Here is a 17,608-nt window from a genome sequence, read left to right as displayed (position 1 = left end):
CCGGTCTTGCGCGGGTTAAGAAAACGAAGAATTGAAAGATGAGGGTAGTGGTGTTTAATTCTTAACTTTTAACTTAATCGTCAGGCTCCCCTCTCTTTTGGAAAGGGGGCCGGGGGTGAGGTTCCGCCCTACCGGCGCGACCGGCTCAACCACCCCCGTTCGCTGCTCAGCGCCGCTCACATCCCCTCCTTTCCAGGGAGGGGAGCTTGTCGTTCTATCCCACCGGTTCAACCATCCCCGTTCTCACGCCAACTGATACTCCGGCAGACTCAGCAGACCCACCAGCGTCACCTTCAGCCGCTCGGCCGGGGCGGCTTGCGCGGCGGCCTGCTGCACCAGCGCCAGGCTCTCGGCCCGCACCGGCACCTGCAGCAGGAAGCCGGCCAGCTGCCCGGCGGCGGGCGTGGCGCCCAGCAGCTTTTGCAGCGGGGCCAGCGGCAGGTGGGCCCGGGGGTTGAGGGAGAGCTTGCGCTCGGCACGGGTGAGGTTGGGCACCAGGTCGTCCTCATCCTGCTTCAGCGTCACGGCAAACTCGGCGTCTTTGAAGAGCACGGAGGGTAACTGCAGGCGCAGCAGTAGGGAAGAAGAGTCAATCCAGCTGCGGCCGCCGGGCCAGCCGGCCACGTTGGGCGGCATGAACAGGGTTTGACCCAGCGCCTTCTGGATGCCCAGCAGGGCGCGGTCGTCGTCGAGCTGCAGGTTGAGGGTACGGCGTAGGCCGGCCACCAGCTCCACCGGGCTCTTGAGGTGCGCGCCCACGTTGGCGGGGTCATAAAACCAGTCGGCGCCGAACAGGGCTTCGAGCAGGGCGGTGATGTCGTAGCCGCTTCGGCGGAAGCTGGTGGCCAGCGGTGCAATGTGGGCCGGATTGGGCACCTCGTTCACGAAAAAACAATACAGCTTAGTGGTGAGAAAGGTAGCCGCCGCCGGCTGCTCCAAGATGATGCGCAGCACGTCCTCGCCGGTGAAGTTGCCGGTGCGGCCGAGAAAGGTTTTCGGGCCATCGTCGTGCTGTTTGGGGCGAAACTGAAAGTTGCCCGCCGCATCGGCGCCCCAGCCGGTGAAGGCGCGGGCGGCTTCCTTCACGTCCTGCTCCGAGTAGTTGCCCCGGCCCAGGGTGAAAAGCTCCATCACCTCGCGGGCGAAGTTCTCGTTGGGGTGCTGCTTCTTGTTCTGCTGGTTGTTGAGAAACTGCAGCATGGCCGGCTCGCGGCTCACGGCCAGCAGCAGGTCGGGGAACTTGCCCAGGGCCAGGCGGCGGGTGGTGTTGTGCAGGCGCAGGGCGGCCTCGGGGCGGCGCACGCGGCAGGCAAAGTGCCCGTGCCAGAACAAAGTCATCTTCTCGCGCAGCTGGGCCGGGGAGCTGGCCATGCGGGCCAGCCAGCGCGAAGTCATCTGCTGGTAGGCAGTGCGTTCGGCGAGGTTGCGGGCCTTGCGCTGCTCGGGCGTCAGCTCGGCGCGGCGGGCGGCGGTGGGGCCGTCGGCGGTCACCATCGGGGTGCCTTCCTCGGCGAGCGGGGCCAGGATGGTAAGCGGCTCGTACTTCGCCGCGTCTTTCAGCAGCTGGCGCAGCGCCTGGCGGGGGCTGCGGCCGGCCGCCACATCCTGCGGGCGCGGGCCGAAACCGGCGCGCCAGTAGAGGTGCTGGAGCGGCAAGTTGGTTTTCATGGCGGGTTGGACGGCAGGAATGGGGCGATGGTTTAATCAGAACGTCATCCTGAGCCGACCGGAGGGAGGCGAAAGGACCTCGCCCGCGCCGGCTGCAGCAGTAATTTCCCCTGCTTGAATAGTCGGAATTACTACCACAAAGAAGCGGGCGAGGTCCTTTCGCCTCGCTGCGCTCCCCTCAGGATGACGTTCTTTTATCCCCTCGCCCGACCCTAAAACCGCGCTCCCAGCACCACCGTCTTCTTATACTCCCGTTTCTCCCCACCACTCGGCCGAAACAGCTCGATGTGCAGCACATAGTACCCCACGGCCGCCTTGCGGCCGCGCTCATCCAGCCCATCCCACTGCACGAAGCCATCCACGGGCAGGGTCTGGTTGCGCACGAGGTGGCGGGTGAGGCGGCCCAGGGCGTCGTACACCGTCACGGAGGCGGCGTAGCCGGGCTGGTCGAGGTGGTAGTTGAGGGTGGTGAAATCCTGCTGACCGTCGTCGTCGGGGGTGAAGACTTCGGGGGTGATGCTCAGCTCCTGGTTGCCGCCGATGGCATCCTGGGCTTGGGAGTTGGGGCGGCCGGGGGTGGCGTAGCCCACCGCGCCGGCGGCCGAGTGGAAGTTGCTGCCCAGGCTCGGCCCATTGGTGCGGATGCGCTCCAGCGACACCCCGTCCTGGGTCGAAAGCAAGCTCAGGTGCATGTCCTTATTATAGGCGAAGCGGTCGATTTCCAGGCCCTGCCCGGTGAAGAGCAGCACCGTGCCCGCATCGTCGGCGAAAGTGGGAAAGTCGCTCAATTCCAGCAGCTGCGCCACGTCGTGGCTGGTCGGGTACTCGGTTTGAATGATGGCTACGTCGGTGGTGAAGGCCAGGATTTCGCCCGGGGCCAGCACCATCGGGCCGGGGCTCAGGGGCACGGCATCCACCGAGCCGTCGGCGCGCTCGTTGCCCAGCTGCCAGTTCTGCAGGCTGATGTACTTCGTAGAGCGGTTGATGATTTCGGCAAAATCCACCGCGTTGGTGCGGGGGTTGAAGAGGATTTCGTTCACCACCACGTCGCCGGCCTGGGCCGCCTCCGGCAGCGCGAAGCTAGCCGACTGCAGGGCCCCGCTGGCGTTGCCGGCGCAGTCGGTGGCCGTTTGCACGCTCAGGGTAAACGACTGGCTGGCGGGCAGCGCGGCCGACAAAGTCAGCTCCACCTGCCGGAAATCGGGGGCCAGCGGCTGGGCGCTTATCACCGTGGGGCCGCCGACGCTCAGCGCGTAGCGGGTGGGGTTGGCGGCCCGGGCGCTGTCCAGCTTTTCGGAGAAGTAGAGGCGTAGCAGGCTGCCATCCACCGCCACGGCACGGAGCAGGGTGGGCGGGGCCTGGTCGGGGTTGTTGGCGCGCACGGAGTTCTGGCGGCCGGGGGTGCCGCCGCTGGCATCGGTGCTGGCGGCCCAGTTGTCGGCCCCGGCGCAGAGGTTGTCGGAGTCCTTCATTTCCAGGCTCCAGCCGCCGTCCTGCTTGCGCGGGTCGGCGTACCAGCCGTCGGAGTACGTCACTTCGAAGAGCGTGCGGCCGTCGCGGTTGCGCAGCACCAGCTGGTCGCCGCCGTTGGTGAGCGAGGGGAAGCTGGTGAGGGCAAATATCTTCACATTAAGCCCCGCAAACAGCCCGCCGCGGGTGCTGCCGCACACCACCGCGTACTGCCCCGGCCGCAGCCGCGCCGTGTCCGGAAATACGGCCTGACTGGTGGTGGAAGTTTTGCCCAGCCGCACGCCCCCCAGGTCGAGCACCTTGGTAGTCGAGCGGTTGTAGATTTCCAGGTATTCCGACTCCGGCAAGCCCACTACCGGTGACTCATCCGGGAAAATCTCAGTGATAACCAGCTCGCCCGCCAGCGGCGCCGAGGCTGGCTCCACGAAGCTCACCGTTTGCAAGGGCCCGCTGGCGTTGCCGGCGCAGTCGGTGGCGGTTTGCACCTGCACCACGGTGCGCTGGCTGCTGCTCAGCGGGGCGTCCAATATTAAATCAAGCTGCCGGAAAGCAGGCCCCACCGGGGCCACGCGCACGATGCCCGGGGCCGGGGCCGCCAGGGTGTAGCGGCTGGGGTTAGCGGCCGCCGTGCTGTCCAGCTTCTCCGAGAACGTGAGGCGCAGCGTGAACGGGTCGGGCAGCTCGGCGCGGAGCAGGGTGGGTGGGGCCTGGTCGGGGTTGTTGGCGCGCACGGAGTTCTGGCGGCCGGGGGTGCCACCGCTGGCATCGGTGCTGGCGGTCCAGTTGTCGGCCCCGGCGCAAATATTATCAGCGTCAATCATTTCCAGGCTCCAGCCGCCGTTCTTCTTCACCGCGTCGCGGTACCAGGTGTCGAAGTAATGCACCTCGAAAAGCACGTGGCCGTCGCGCCCGCGCAGCACCAGCTGGTCGCCGGCGTTGTTGAGCGTGGGGAAGTTGCTGACGCCATAGGTCTTGGCATTGAACGCCGCGAACTGCGCCACCCGCGTGCTACCGCACACGATGGCATACTGGCCCGGCAGCAATTTGGCGGTATCGGCAAACACGGCGCTGGTGGTGCTGCCGGTTTTGCCCAGCCGCACCCCGCGCAAGCTCAGTGCCTTGGTCGAGCGGTTGAATAGCTCGATATATTCTGACAGCGGCAGCCCTACTTGCGGCGTCTCATCGGCAAAAATCTCGCTGATAACCAGCTCTCCCGCCTGCGGCGTGCTGGCCGGCCCGCCAAAGCTGCTCAGCTGCGGCCCCACTGCCACGTTGCCAAAAAGGTCGGCCACGGTGAGCACTTCCAGGGTGTTGGTGGCCGCAAAATCGGCCCCGAAGGTAAGGCGCACCACGGCCGGATTCTGGGGCAGCACCTGGGCGGCAGTGGGCACGGCCCCGCTTTGCAGGCGGTAGTTCGTCGGCAGGGCGGCGCTGGCCGGGGCCACGGCTTCGTTGAACACCACATCGACCTGCCGGGCCGAGAGGGCCGCCGTGCTGACCAGCGTGGGCTCTTCGGCATCCGTCACCACAAAATCATCGAAGTAGAAGCTGCGGTTGTTGGCCGAGGAGTAGAGCAGCAGCACGCCGGCGGCCACGCTACGCTGGTGGGTGGCATCGGTGGGCGTGCTGGCCTCGGCCACGAAGCTGCGGCCGCCGGTGAGGTCGCGCTCCAGGGTCCACACGTTTTGCGGTGAGCGGGTTACGCGCACCCGCACCAGGTTATTGGTGGCGCTGGCCAGGGTGCCGTCCTGGCCGTCAATGATGATAGTGGCCGAGCGGGCCGAGTCTTTGCGGAACAGGCTGACCTCGTCGGCGGTGCCGCCGAGGCGCACGAAGTAGCCCTTGGTAGTGGTGTTGCGCAGGTCGGTTTGCGAAGCCATGAGCCACACGTCGGCCAGGTTGCCGGAGCTGGTGGCCAGGCGCAGGTTGGCCCAGAACTCCCAGGTGGTGCCGATACTGGCCTGGCAGGGCGCTACCAGCTGCAGGTAGGTGCCGGTAGTGGCCGGGCCGTTGCTTTGCAGCTGCTGGCTAGTTACCTGGAAGCTGGCAGCGTCGCCGGTCCAGGTAGGGTTGGCGGTGAAGTTGCCGTCGGTGAAGTCGTCGCGCAGCTGGGCCTGGCTGAAGAAGGGTAGAAGTAAAAGAAGCAGTAAAAGGTGTTTCATACAGCAAGATAGGGGCTGGTGGTAAAAGTCTATCATGCTGAACGCAGTGAAGTATCCTTTCGCACCGGAACGATTGAGTTACTGCGTCGTTGAGGCGTGAGTGGATGCTTCACTGCGTTTAGCATGACGTTCTTTTGGTTGTTTGCTAAACCACAAGGAGCTTTTCCAGCCTCCAAGTAACCCATTTCTAGCGACATTTGCAGCTACGTGCGCCGCAGAGGCTGCATTTCTTTTCTATCCTTGCTTCGTTTGATATGAAACTTGCTGTAGTGGGCGCCACCGGGCTGGTAGGCACTGAGATGTTGAAAGTGCTGGCTGAGCGTCACTTCCAGCTGGATGAGCTGCTGCCCGTGGCCTCGGCCCGGTCGGTGGGCCAGCTGGTGGAGTACCAGGGGCGCCAGTTTCCGGTGGTGAGCATGGAAGATGCTTTGGCCGCCGCGCCCGACATTGCCATTTTCTCCGCTGGGGGCTCGGTGAGTAAGGAGTTTGCCCCGCAGTTTGCCGCCATAGGCACCACGGTTATTGATAATTCCTCGGCTTGGCGCATGGACCCCAGCAAGAAGCTGGTGGTGCCCGAGCTCAACGCCCAGGAACTAACGGCCCAGGATAAAATCATTGCCAACCCCAACTGCTCGACCATTCAGATGGTGGTGGCCCTCAACGAGCTCCACCAGCGCTACAAAGTGCGCCGCATCGTGGTGAGCACCTACCAGAGCGTGACCGGCACCGGCAAAAAAGCCGTCGACCAGCTCATGCAGGAGCGCGCCGGCCAGCCGGCCAGCGCCCCCGCCTACCCGCACCCTATCGACCTCAACGTGCTGCCGCACATCGACGTGTTCGAGCCCAACGGCTACACCAAGGAGGAAATGAAGATGGTGAACGAAACCCGCAAAATCATGGGCGACGACAGCATCCGCGTCACCGCCACCTGCGTGCGCATCCCCGTGATGGGTGGCCACTCGGAGGCTATCAACGTGGAGTTTGCCGAAGAATTTGACGAGGCCGAGGTGCTGGAAATCCTGCGCCGCACCCCCGGCGTGGAGCTGGTGGACGACGTAGCCCAGAACCGCTACCCCATGCCCAAAGACAGCCGCGGCCGCGACGCCGTGCTGGTGGGCCGGGTGCGCCGCGATGCCACCCAGCCCCGCACCCTCAATATGTGGGTAGTGGCAGACAACCTGCGCAAAGGCGCGGCCACCAATGCCGTGCAGATTGCCGAGTATCTGGTGGCAATGGGCTTGGTGTAGGTAAAAGGGCGCTAAACGGCGGCCAGTTTCGTTATTTGCGAAACGCCTTCGCTACCCCCAATGCTACTGCTCCGCCTGCTTGCCAGCCTGTTGCTTCTAAGCCTGCTAACTCCAGCCTCCCAGGCCCAGACCCCCACCCTGCGCGGCCTCGTGCTCGATGCCGAAACCCGGCAGCCCATTCCCAACGCCCAGGTGGGCGTGGCCCGCAACCGCATCGGCACCAGTACCAACCTCGACGGCCGCTTTGCGCTGCCCATCCCGGCTGCTTACCGGCAGGAGACTTTGGAAGTGGCCCTGCTGGGCTACGAGCCTTACCGCCAGCTGCTGCCGGCGCTGCCCGGCCCGGAGCTGCGCATTTTGCTGAAATTGAAACCATCCAAGCTGGGGGAGGTGCAGGTGAGCGGCTCGGTGCTGGGCATTGTGCGCGAGGCCGTGGTGCGCATTCCGCAGAACTACCCGGTGCGGCCCACGCGGCTGGAGGGCTTTTTTCGGGAGTCGGACAACGACCAGCAGGACAACAAGTATCGCTACCTGGCCGAGGCGGTGCTGACGGTGCTCAAGGCGCCCTATACCGAGCCGAAGGACAACGGCGACATCGTTATCCGGCAGTCGCGCAAGGTCGATTTGGAGGAACCGACCAACTTTATCCGCTACAAGTGGTATGCCGGGCCGTTCATTCCGCACCGGATGGACTTCGTACACAACCGGCTGGATTTCATTAATGAGCGCGACTTCAAGGACTACGACTACAGGCTGACGGACTTGACGACTTACCTTGACCGGCCAGTGTATGTCATCCACTTCGGGCCGAAGGCGGGGAACAAACGGGCCAACTTCGAGGGGAAAATGTATATCGACCAGCAGAGCTACGTGTTTCTGGCGGCCGAGTGGAAACGCACCCCGGCTGGCATCCGCAACGAACTGGGTGGCCTGGATGCCGAGGAGCGCGCTTACCGCGTCGAATACCAGTCCTACGCCGGGCGTTGGCATGTGAAAAGCGTGTGGTACAATACCCTCGCCAAATCAGTGACCGGCAAGCCCATGCGCCACCTGGCCGAGTACCTGACCACGGCCATCGATACCGCGCAGGCCACCCAGCCGGGCTACACCGCCCGGGCGCAGTTCATGGATGTGTTTCTGGACAACCAAGTGCGCTACGACTCGGCCTTCTGGCAAAACCACCCCACGCTGCTGCCACCCGAGCAGCTGCGCCTGACCCTGCGCGACCGGGAGCGGCAATTGGCCGCCGAACAGCTGTTTACGCCCAAACCTGCGGAGCAGGCTTCCAGCTCGAAAAAAGCATTGTTTAACGTGCTCGACCGCCTGCGCCTCGGCTATATCGGCGGCCTGCTGTGGGTCGACTCGCCGGGCGCCGACCTGCGGGTGGAGGTGGCGCCAGCCGGCTCGGCGTTTCGGGCGCTGGGGCAGGTGCGGGCGCCGCAGCAGCGGGTGGTCTTCTGGCGTGGCATCTCCTATCAGCTGGATGTGGTAAAGGGCCTCACTGTGCACTACGACAACCGCATCGCCTCCTGGAACTTCCGGGGCAACGGCTGGAGCGCCGGCGCTACCTACGAGGTGAACCTGCGCCCCCGGCACCGTCCCATCCTGCTGCGCGCGGGCCTCGACTACACCCGCCAGCGCCTGCGCTACGAGCTCGGCAACTTCGACAACCCCGACCGCGGCCTGCGCTTGGATGGCACGAAACTGGACGCCGACAACCTGCGCCTGGGCTTGCAGCAGCGCACCGACGCTTGGATGCCCCGCCTGGGCCTGGGCGTCGAGCTGTCGCACCGCATCGAGGCCGTGGCCGACCTGGGCTGGCTATTCGCCCAAAGCACCCGCGAGGAGCTGCACCTGGACGAGAAAAGCGGCTTCTTCCTTTCCCGCGACGATGCCGACGTACCGCTGGCTGCCGCCGGTGCCACCGTGCGCGTGAACGGCGAAGCGGCCGGCGTGCCCTGGCGGCTGGGGCGGCCGCTGCTCACGGTGGGCCTGCTGTACCGGCTGCGGTAGCTAATAGGCAACGAAACAGCTCGTTCGCGGGGTTTTTCGTATCTTCGGGGTTATTAGTTCTAACTAACCTCCTTACCGTGTCGAAGCAACGCTCTACCCCCTCCCGGCAGTCGAACTGGCTGGGTTTTTTCCTGCTGCTCCTGCTGCCGCTGCTGGCGGGGCGCGCCATGGCCCAGCAGCAGGCCCCGCCGCCCTGGCAGGCGGCCTTTGCTATTGGTAGCTCTCCGAACTCGTATGTCACAGCTGTAGCAACGGATAGTGTAGGCAACATGTATTTGGCAGGGTATTTTTCGGGTACCGCCCGATTTGGCTCTCTAACGCTGAATACTTCAGGCAATAGCGACGGCTTCATCGTGAAATGGTCTCCTTCAACCAATACGTTTGTGTGGGCCCAACGCTGGGGAGGTGCCAATCAGGATGAGGTATCGGCCATCGCCGTTCGCGGCCCCAACGTGTATCTGACGGGTACCGCCAATGGGTTTGGAGTGCAAGTAGGCACCCTGCCCGTGGTGAACTGCTCGCAGTCTGACATCATTGTCATTAAACTGGTGGATGCGGGCACCAGCAGCAGTTTCGCTTGGGCCTACCGTGCCGGCTCCGGCAGCGGCGACTACGGTTACAGTATTATTGCTACGGCCGATGCCGTGTACGTGGCCGGCTTCTCATCTAACGGCCATGTTTATTTCAATCCCCTCAACATTTTCTTTAACAATTCCTTTTATGGCACTGCCATCATCAAACTGGTGGACGAGGGCTCCAGTGCCCGGGTGGTATGGCTGCAGCAAGTGAGTGGCAACCGGTCGGCGTCTATCTACTCGATGGCGGCGGCACCGGGTGGAATCCTCTACGTGGCCGGTAGCACAACGAGTACATCGCTCGTCTTCGGAACTCAGACACTTACTAAGCCAGGTGGGCCGGATGACTCTTATGGCTTCGTGGCCAAGCTAGTAGACCAAGGTACAAGCAGCCAATGGGTCTGGGGGCAGGGTGCGGGCGGCAGCAACGGGAATACCTACCTACGGAGCGTGTGCACCGCCGGCAATGCCGTGTATACGGCGGGCGCCTTTACAAACAGCACCATCGGGGTGGGTGGGTTGACGCTGACCAACACGCCGGGAGCAGTACCCAGCCAGCAGCAGGATATTTTCCTGACAAAATTAACGGACACGGGTGGTAGTGCCGCCGTTACCTGGGTCCTGCCCATTGGCGGTAGCGGCCAGGACTCTTCGGGTGAACTCTTAGTAGATGGGTCGACACTTTACCTGTCTGGGGACTTTAATAACACGGTGTCTTTTGGCAGCCAAACTTATACCAGCGCGGGCCGGAGCGATGTATTCATTTCTCGCCTGACCGACACGGGTAGCGGTGCAGCATTTGTCTGGACTCAACAAGGAGGTGGCAGTGGTGGTGATGGCGTATATACCATGGCCCGACATGACTCCACATTGTATGTCGGCGGTTTGTTTGCGGGCTTTCAAGGCAACTCGGCTCGCTTTGGTCCTTTCGTCCTTACCAGCCCCATTGCTAGTACCGCTACCCGTACCTTTGGCTTTGCCGGGATATTAGGCACCAACGGCCGCAGCTTGCCCACGGCCGTGCGCTCCACCACCGCCAGCGCCGCCCTGGAGCTATACCCCAACCCGGCCCAGCAAACGGCGACGCTCACGCTCCCCGCCGCGCTGGCCGCCCACGGGGCCGAAGTCGTGCTGCTGAACGGGCTGGGCCAGGAAGTGCGCCGGGGCGCGGTGGCCCCGCAGGCGCGCCAGACTACGCTGTCGCTGGCGCAGCTGTCAGCCGGCATCTATACCGTGCAGGTGCAGGCCGGGGCGCAGGTGCTCACCAAGCGCCTCACCGTGCTGTAGGTGCTGCACCAGTGCTGTGAGTAACGCGAAACTCCGTTTCCGCGACGAGCGCAGCGAGTATCAGACGTCAGAAGACGATTGAACTCGCTGCGCTCGTCGCGGAAACGGAGTTTCGCGTTACTGGTCAAACCGCTCGCGCCAGCCTGCCCAGCCCTGCAGGCCGCCGGTGTGAATGGCCACCACCGTGCTACCCGCCGCCCAGCGCCCTTGCCGAATTAAATCCAGCACCCCAAACAGCATTTTGCTGGTATAAACCGGGTCAAGCAGCACGCTGTGCTGCGCCTGAAACTCGCGGATAAACGCCAGCAAATCGGCCGAGTGGCGGGCGTAGCCGCCGAAGTGGTAGCCGGTTTCGATGGTGTAATTCTCCAACTTCTGCCCCACGGCCTGCTGCGTCAGCGCATCCACTTCACCGCGCAGGAAGCCGCCATTTTTCAGCGCGGCTACGCCCAGGGCCTGCTGCTGCTCGCCCAGGCCACAGAGCAGGCCGGCCAGGGTGCCGCCGGTGCCTGCGGGCACCGCCAGCACATCGAAATCAGGAATTTGCTGGCGGATGTCGGCTACCAGCTCGGCGCAGCCGGGGAGGGCCAGGGCGTTGGTGCCGCCTTCGGGCAGCAGGTAGGCGGGGCCGTGTTGCTGAAGTAATTCGGCTTGAAAATCCGGTTCGGCGCGGCGGCGGTAGCTGGCGCGGTCAAGGTAATGCAGCTGCATGCCGTCGGCCACGGCCTGGGCCAGGGTGGGGTTGAGGGGCTGGGTTGCCTCGCCCCGAATGAGGCCGATGGTGCGCAGGCCGTGCTGGCGGCCGGCGGCGGCCACGGCGGCAATGTGGTTGGAGTAGGCGCCGCCGAAGGTGAGTAGCGTATCGTGGCGCTGCTGTCTGGCCGCCTGAAGATTGTATTTCAGCTTGCGCGCCTTGTTGTCGTCGTGCCAGAGCAGCAGGCGGCTGGGGTAAGGGGTTAGGATTTCCTGGAACTGGGACACGGCAGCGACTGAAATAAGTTAAAAGTTAAAAGTGAAGAGTTTAAAAGGTCGTCCTGCCTTCTAACTCTTCACTTTTAACTTTTAACTGACCGGGGTTTTAAGCGGTGGCTAGCGCCTCCTTCCGCCTCACCCCATATACCACTGCGCCCGCCACTACCAGCAGCAGCCCGATGCTGGAAGCCAGCGACACGCCATTGCCAATGGTGTATGCCTTGGGCTCAAACTTAAACTCCACCGTGTGGGCGCCGGCCGGCATGGGCATGGCCCGCAGCACGAAGTTGGCCCGCACGTGGGGCACCGGCTTACCGTCGAGGAAGGCCTGCCAGCCGGCGGCGTAATACACTTCGGAGAACACCACGAAGCCGGGGCGCAGCGCGTTGCAGCGGTAGGTGAGGGCGTCGGGCGAGTAGTTGGTGAGGGCGATGGTGGAGCCCTGCGGGTCGTAGGTGGCGGGCTTCACCTCGGGGAACTTGCTGGCATCCACCACGGCCGTGATGGCGGGGGTGAACTTATCGAGCGCCGCCATTTCCTCGTCGGGGTTCTGCACGGTTTTCACTTCGCTCACAAACCAGGCGTTGCCCAGGGCCTCGGGGTTGCGCTGCACCTGGGCGGGCTGGCCCTGCTGCTGGCTGGCAAACACGATGTAGCGGGTGTTGAGCATGTTGAGCACCTGCTGGTTGTTCTGCGCAATCTGGCGCTCAATAAGGTCCTGGTAACGGCGCAGCTTGGCGCCGTGGTAGCCGCCGATGCTCTTGTGGAAGTACGAGGTCTGGGCTTCGTTGAAGGGGTTGCCGGTATTGAGCACGCGGTAGCTCAGGTCCTTGTCCTGCAAAATCTGCTGGTCGGCGGGCGTGGGCTCGAAGCTCTCGGCGATAGTGCCGCGCTGGAAGCTGTCGGCGTTGAGGTAGCGCTTGTCGGCGCCCCAGAGGTCGATGAGCACCAGCGCCACCATGACGGCAGCGGCCGGGGCGGCGCCCAGCTTGCCCTTGCGGTGGAAATAGAGCACGCCCAGCGCGGCGCCCACGAAGAACAGCCCGCGCCAGATGTCGTTGCGCAGCAAGTCGGCGCGGTCGGCGCGCAGAGCCCCCAGCAGCTGCGGCGTGAAGCCGCTCTTGGTCAGCGAGGCATCGACGGGCGAGGCGAAGTCGAAGCCGAAGCTCAGCACCCAGGCCAGAATGAGAATACCGGTCGTTACCGCCCCGGCGTAGAGCACTTTGTTAGTTAAAAGTTGAGAGTTAAAAGTTTCTTCTGTAGTGCTGCCCGGCAAACCAGGTACTTTTAACTTTTCACTTTTAACTCCGCCTTGCAGCACCTTGCTCAAAGCCAGGGCGCCCAGCAGCGGCACGGCCAGCTGCGCAATCACCAGGCCCATGCTCACGGCGCGGAAGCTGCGGTAGCCGGGCAGGTAATCGAAAATCAAGTTGTTGAAGGTTTCGAAGTTCTTGCCCCAGGCCAGCAGCAGCGACAAAATGGTGCCGGCCAGCAGCCAGTAGCGCGTGCGCTTATCCACCACGAACAAGCCCAGGATGAACAGAAAGCCCATGACCACCCCCAGGTACACCGGGCCGGCCACGTAGCTTTGGTCGCCCCAGTAGGTGGGCATCTGGGCGAGGTATTCGGTGGGCAGGCCGGCCTTGGCGAGGTTCGAATCGGTGCCCAGCGGCATCGAGCTGCTACCGCCGTAGAAGTTGGGCACCAGCAAGGTCATGCTTTCGCCGATGCCGTAGCTGTAGGCAAAGGCGTAGTCGCGGTCCTGCTGGGCCTGGCTGGGCGCGGCGGCCTGGCCGGGGGCGGCGGGCAGGGCCTTCAGTTCCGAGGGCGAGCGGTTGCTGTACTTGCTGTATTCGTAGGTGGTGTAGAGGCGGCCGAAGCTCACGCCCAGGGCCAGGGCGCCGCCCACGGCCAGCAGCGCTACGCGCTGGGCAAAGGCCGGCAGCTGACCGGCGCGCACGGCGGCTACCAGTTCTACTACGCCAAAAATGGCCACCAGCAGCAGGAGGTAGTAGGTAATTTGGATGTGGTTGGCCCGCAGGTTCATGGCTAGGCCGAAGGTGAACAGCGCGGCGCCCAGCCACTTATTGCGGCGGAACGTGACCAGCAGGCCGCCCAGCACCAGCGGGGCGTAGGCCAGGGCGTAGCTCTTGGTGTTGTGCCCGGCCAGCAGAATGGCGAGGTTGTAGCTGGAAAAGCCCAGCGCCACCGCGCCCACCGTGGCCACCAGCGGGCGCACGCCCAGCGCCACCAGCAGCACGTAGCCGCACAGTAAGGCCAAAAACAGATTGGCCACTACTGGTGGCAAACCCACCGTCATGATTTTCTGGAGGTAGGGCGTGAGGTCGCCCGAGAAGTGCAGGCTGATGAGGTAGGCCGGCATGCCGCTGAACATGGAGTTGTTCCACAGCGCCTCCTTGCCGGTGGCCTTGGCGTATTCCTGGGCCTCGTGGGCGCCGCCCTGAAACTGGCTGATGTCGTGCTGAGCCAGGCTCTTGCCTTCCCACACGATGGGCGCGAAGTAGGCGCAGGCCAGCACCACGAAAAACAGCACCGCCAGCACGTGCGGCAGGGCCCGCTGCCACAGCGGCGCAGGCTTGGAGAGAGAAGCAGAGGTAACAGCAGCCATCGGGCGGAGTTAGGAGAAAGTCAAAACGGCCCCGAAGTTACGGCAGGGAGCGGGGAGGGCGGGAATGACGCGCGCGGGGGAGTGGGCGGGACGGGGTGGGGGGTAGGGTTTGAACAAGATAAAATGAAAATACCCTACACAGGATGTAGGGTATTTTTTATAAACTCTCAGAATAGCCTACACAGGCGTCGCCTTTAATAAGGATTCAGCCTGCCGCATAGATTCAAAACTCATCATTGGTACGAAAGTGCCAGTAGCATCTGCCAAATGTCTGTACTTTTGAGCTAATTAGCCCAACCTAGCTACTCAAGCCTGAAAGCCCTCATCACTACTCTCTATCTGTTATGCACTCTTCTACCCGTGCCTATTATGAGCTAATGTTTAGGAATCTGATTCACGAAAAACGAGGTGATGAATTCCAGGACTTTTTCTCGGATATTATGCAGTTGGCGCACGGTGGTGATTTCGTGCGGGTGCGGCCGTGGGGAAGAACAGGTGACCGAAAGAATGACGGTTACATCATCTCGACTAAAGAATTATTCCAAGTATATGCTCCTGCAGAGATGCAGGCTGCAGAAACTGTCCGTAAAATCAGAGAAGATTTTGCGGGGGCTGTTCACCATTGGAACGAGCACTTTACCAAATGGACGTTTGTGCATAACGCTTGGAAAGGGGTTCCACCTCATGTGTTAGATGTATTCCTAGAGTTGGAACAAAGTCATGCTGGAAAGCAACTTGTCCAGTTCACGCCGTACGATTTGCGAGAAATTGTCTTCTCGTTGCGTGACGAGGACATTGCGCTAGTGCTAGGGCCAGCCTTTGTGGCACCCGCGCCTTCTCAGATTAATATTGACGAAATTCGAGTTACATTAGAGCAGGTAGCACGCATCTTACCAGAGGTAACTGAGCCGATTAGCGAAGTAGACTATGGAAAGCTCGACGCAAATGGCCTAAGCAAGGGCAACCGCCGGCTTATTCTATGGGGCTATAGCGCGACCGAACGAATTGCAAGGTTCTTGGCAAACTATGCTTTTGACCCGGAGCTTGGCCAGAAAGTAGCCGCAACTTTACGGGCGGAATACCTCTGGCTGAAAGCTTCGCGGATGGACCCGGACGAAATTTTTGCTGCATTATTGGAGTTCGTATCAGCCCACCGCAAGCATTCGCCCGACGTGTCTATCGCCGTACTAGCGCACTTCTTTCAAACTTGTGACATCTTCGAGGCAGCCCACACGTTCAACGAGTAGCCATGATTCTTCCCTCCAAACATCTACCAGAAGACCGGGCGTTGCTTACCATCGGTGGCCAACTGCTCGGCTTGCTGGCGCGGCCCAAAACGATTTCCGTGTTGTGGGAAGAGTTCAGGGCCCGCCCTACCAACACCTCTCCCGTTTCATTCGATTGGTTTGTACTGTCCCTCGACCTGCTGGCCAGTATCGGAACCATAACCTTAGATGGCAATCGGATTGTCAGAAAAGCCTCGTGATTCACCGCATTACCAGCGACCTGCCCACCTTTAAACCAGTCGAACTACGGCCGGGGCTGAATATTATTGTCTCTGATAAGCTGGCCCAATCCAATGATGGGCAAACTCGCAACAAGTCCGGCAAGTCCAGCCTGCTTCAGCTCATTCATTTTCTCTTTGGCAAAGAAGGTGAAACAAACTCTCTTTTTCGCAAACCAGCACTAGAAGCTTATACCTTTTCGATAGAGTTCGACCTTAAAGGAGCCTTATTGCGCGTAAGCAGAAGTGGTGCATCCTTCCGGTGGCTGGATATTGAGTTGCTAACTGGCTCAACGGCTGCTTGGCCAATCGACCCGCTACAAGGCAAAGGCACTGCTAAGCTGGCCCATGATAAATGGCGCGGCATACTTGGTCTGGCAATGTTTGGGCTTGAGGAAAATCTGGGAGTTTATGGACCAACATTCGGCCAACTGTTTAGCTATTTTGTGCGGCGGGCTGAGAACGGAGGATTAGCCGAGCCTACCAAGCAGGCTTACCAACAGCAGCCAGCCGACGTGCGGGTAGGACTTTCCTACTTGTTGGGACTGGACTGGAAAATAAGTCAGGAGCGCGAGCAACTGCGGCAGGAAATAGCGGCAGCTCAGAAACTACAAAAGGTAGCCCGGGATGGAGGCTTGAAAAACGTGGTCGGCGACCCCAAGCAGATTTTTACCCAACTCACGCTTGCCCAAAAAGAAGTAGACCGGCTAAGTAAGGCCATTGCGGAGTTTCGCGTTCTGCAGGATTACGCAGAGCGGGAGCGGGAAGCCAACAACCTAACTCGCCGTATCAATGAACTCGCCGACGAGGCCGCCCAAAGCCGTTACTATGCCGATGAGTTGCGGCAGTCGCTACAGTCCGAGACCCCACCGGAAGTTTCGGACCTTGAACGCCTGTATGCAGAAGTAGGGTTAGTATTGCCCACCATCGTCAGAACGCGTTACGACGAAGTACGGCGCTTTCATGAATCCATTGTGCGTAACCGCCGGCTCTACCTGGAGGATGAGCTATCGGAGGCGGAAACTAAGGTTGAAAAGAACAAACAGGAAATTAGCACGCTTGATGGTCAGCGGAGCCAGATTATGCAACTGCTGCATACTCACGGTGCTTTGGAGCATCACACTCAACTCCAAATTCAGTTAGGGAAGGCTGTCGCCGTCGTAGAAAGCCTGAAACAAAACCAGAAACTGCTTGAAAATGCGGCCCAGCAGGTAGCTGAACTCAAAATCAAGCAGGGACAGTTGTTTTTACGTCTGCAAAGGGATTTAAGGGAAAATCAATCAGTAATCGCAGAAGCCGTACTAGCTTTTGAAGAGGCGTCGGAGGCCCTATACAATGATTTCGGTAATCTATCCATTTATGCGACAGAATCTGGGCCGAAGTTCGACATTACCATTCAGGGACAAAACAGCCGCGGCGTAAATAGCATGCAGGTGTTCTGCTTCGATATGATGCTGATGCGCGTGGCCGGGAAGCGTGGAATGACTCCAGGCTTTTTGGTACACGACAGTCACCTATTTGACCCGGTTGATGAGCGACAGAATGAGAAAGCATGGGCCTATGGGGCTGGGCTTGCTAAAAAAATCGGTTTTCAATACATTATTACCCTGAATTCCGACCAAATACCAGTTCCTCAAAACCGCTCAACTGAACTACCATTGGAGCAATACATTGTTGAGCCAAAACTAACGGACGATGACGGCGGCGGTCTGTTTGGGTTTGACTTCTATTGATAAACTCAACTTTCTGCAGAAAACGTTGTAGGGTATTTGGTGCAAAAGGGAGTGATAAACTACACCATCTGTAGGCTATTGCTGTATCTTGCGCCAAATACCCTACACCCATGCCCCGCCCGGCCCTCCCTTCCGACACCGCCGCTGCCGCCGTGCGCCAGCACTTCGGCCTGAGCCAGCAGGAGCTGGCCGCCTGGCTGGGCCTGAGCGAAGCCAGCGCCGGCCACCTCGAAACCGGGCGGCGCGGCCTCAGCCCCGCCACCGCCGAGGTCCTGGCTCCGCTGCTGCGGCAACTGCCCGCGCCCGGCCCGGCCGCCGGCCCCGCGCTACGGCTGGCCAGCGCCGCGC

11 protein-coding genes are annotated in these 17,608 nt (G+C 61.6%); 7 read left to right on the top strand and 4 right to left on the bottom strand.

What is annotated here, in order from left to right; all coding sequences use genetic code 11:
• Nucleotides 1-243 precede the first annotated feature (243 nt).
• Complete coding sequence (locus Q5H93_RS00055; RefSeq protein WP_305004421.1) at nucleotides 244-1,668, bottom strand: DUF1800 domain-containing protein; 1,425 nt, start codon at nucleotides 1,666-1,668, stop codon at nucleotides 244-246.
• Between the two features lie 212 nt (nucleotides 1,669-1,880).
• Nucleotides 1,881-5,300 carry a lamin tail domain-containing protein gene (locus Q5H93_RS00050; protein ID WP_305004420.1) on the bottom strand — a complete coding sequence of 1,140 codons (3,420 nt, stop codon included), beginning with the start codon at nucleotides 5,298-5,300 and terminating at the stop codon, nucleotides 1,881-1,883.
• 254 nt (nucleotides 5,301-5,554) lie between these two features.
• Here Q5H93_RS00050 and Q5H93_RS00045 point away from each other — a divergent pair, with 254 nt between their 5' ends.
• The 3 genes from Q5H93_RS00045 to Q5H93_RS00035 all read left to right on the top strand — a co-directional run bounded on the left by Q5H93_RS00045 (nucleotide 5,555) and on the right by Q5H93_RS00035 (nucleotide 10,422).
• Nucleotides 5,555-6,547 (top strand): aspartate-semialdehyde dehydrogenase, encoded by a 993-nt coding sequence (locus Q5H93_RS00045; protein ID WP_305004419.1) that lies wholly within the window; start codon nucleotides 5,555-5,557, stop codon nucleotides 6,545-6,547.
• A gap of 60 nt (nucleotides 6,548-6,607) precedes the next feature.
• Nucleotides 6,608-8,560, top strand: a complete 1,953-nt coding sequence (locus Q5H93_RS00040; RefSeq protein WP_305004418.1) for a carboxypeptidase-like regulatory domain-containing protein — start codon at nucleotides 6,608-6,610, stop codon at nucleotides 8,558-8,560.
• A gap of 77 nt (nucleotides 8,561-8,637) precedes the next feature.
• Nucleotides 8,638-10,422: a T9SS type A sorting domain-containing protein gene (locus Q5H93_RS00035; RefSeq protein WP_305004417.1), complete on the top strand. Its 1,785-nt coding sequence runs from the start codon at nucleotides 8,638-8,640 to the stop codon at nucleotides 10,420-10,422.
• Between the two features lie 117 nt (nucleotides 10,423-10,539).
• On the opposite strand, the gene Q5H93_RS00030 is transcribed toward Q5H93_RS00035, so the two are convergent.
• Together Q5H93_RS00030 and Q5H93_RS00025 are read right to left on the bottom strand one after the other, a co-directional pair.
• The gene (locus Q5H93_RS00030; protein WP_305004416.1) at nucleotides 10,540-11,403 is read right to left on the bottom strand and encodes a 1-aminocyclopropane-1-carboxylate deaminase/D-cysteine desulfhydrase; all 864 of its coding nucleotides are present in this window, start codon (nucleotides 11,401-11,403) and stop codon (nucleotides 10,540-10,542) included.
• A gap of 97 nt (nucleotides 11,404-11,500) precedes the next feature.
• Complete coding sequence (locus Q5H93_RS00025) at nucleotides 11,501-14,023, bottom strand: hypothetical protein (RefSeq protein ID WP_305004415.1); 2,523 nt, start codon at nucleotides 14,021-14,023, stop codon at nucleotides 11,501-11,503.
• Between the two features lie 344 nt (nucleotides 14,024-14,367).
• Between Q5H93_RS00025 and Q5H93_RS00020 the strand changes: the two genes are divergently transcribed.
• The 4 genes from Q5H93_RS00020 to Q5H93_RS00005 all read left to right on the top strand — a co-directional run.
• Complete coding sequence (locus Q5H93_RS00020; RefSeq protein WP_305004414.1) at nucleotides 14,368-15,270, top strand: ABC-three component system protein; 903 nt, start codon at nucleotides 14,368-14,370, stop codon at nucleotides 15,268-15,270.
• 2 nt (nucleotides 15,271-15,272) lie between these two features.
• On the top strand, nucleotides 15,273-15,509 hold the full coding sequence (locus tag Q5H93_RS00015; protein WP_305004413.1) for an ABC-three component system middle component 6: 237 nt from the start codon (nucleotides 15,273-15,275) through the stop codon (nucleotides 15,507-15,509).
• The gene (locus Q5H93_RS00010; RefSeq protein WP_305004412.1) at nucleotides 15,506-17,260 is read left to right on the top strand and encodes an ABC-three component system protein; all 1,755 of its coding nucleotides are present in this window, start codon (nucleotides 15,506-15,508) and stop codon (nucleotides 17,258-17,260) included. Before Q5H93_RS00015 ends, Q5H93_RS00010 begins: the two co-directional genes overlap by 4 nt.
• 110 nt (nucleotides 17,261-17,370) lie before the next feature.
• Nucleotides 17,371-17,608, top strand: a 238-nt coding sequence (locus Q5H93_RS00005) for a helix-turn-helix domain-containing protein (RefSeq protein ID WP_305004411.1), incomplete at its 3' end; no start/stop codon positions are given.

The sequence above is a fragment of the Hymenobacter aranciens genome (assembly GCF_030580865.1).
GTDB lineage: Bacteria > Bacteroidota > Bacteroidia > Cytophagales > Hymenobacteraceae > Hymenobacter > Hymenobacter aranciens.
The sequence above is the reverse complement of the archived record's forward strand: the minus strand, read 5'-3'. Positions and strand labels throughout refer to the sequence as shown.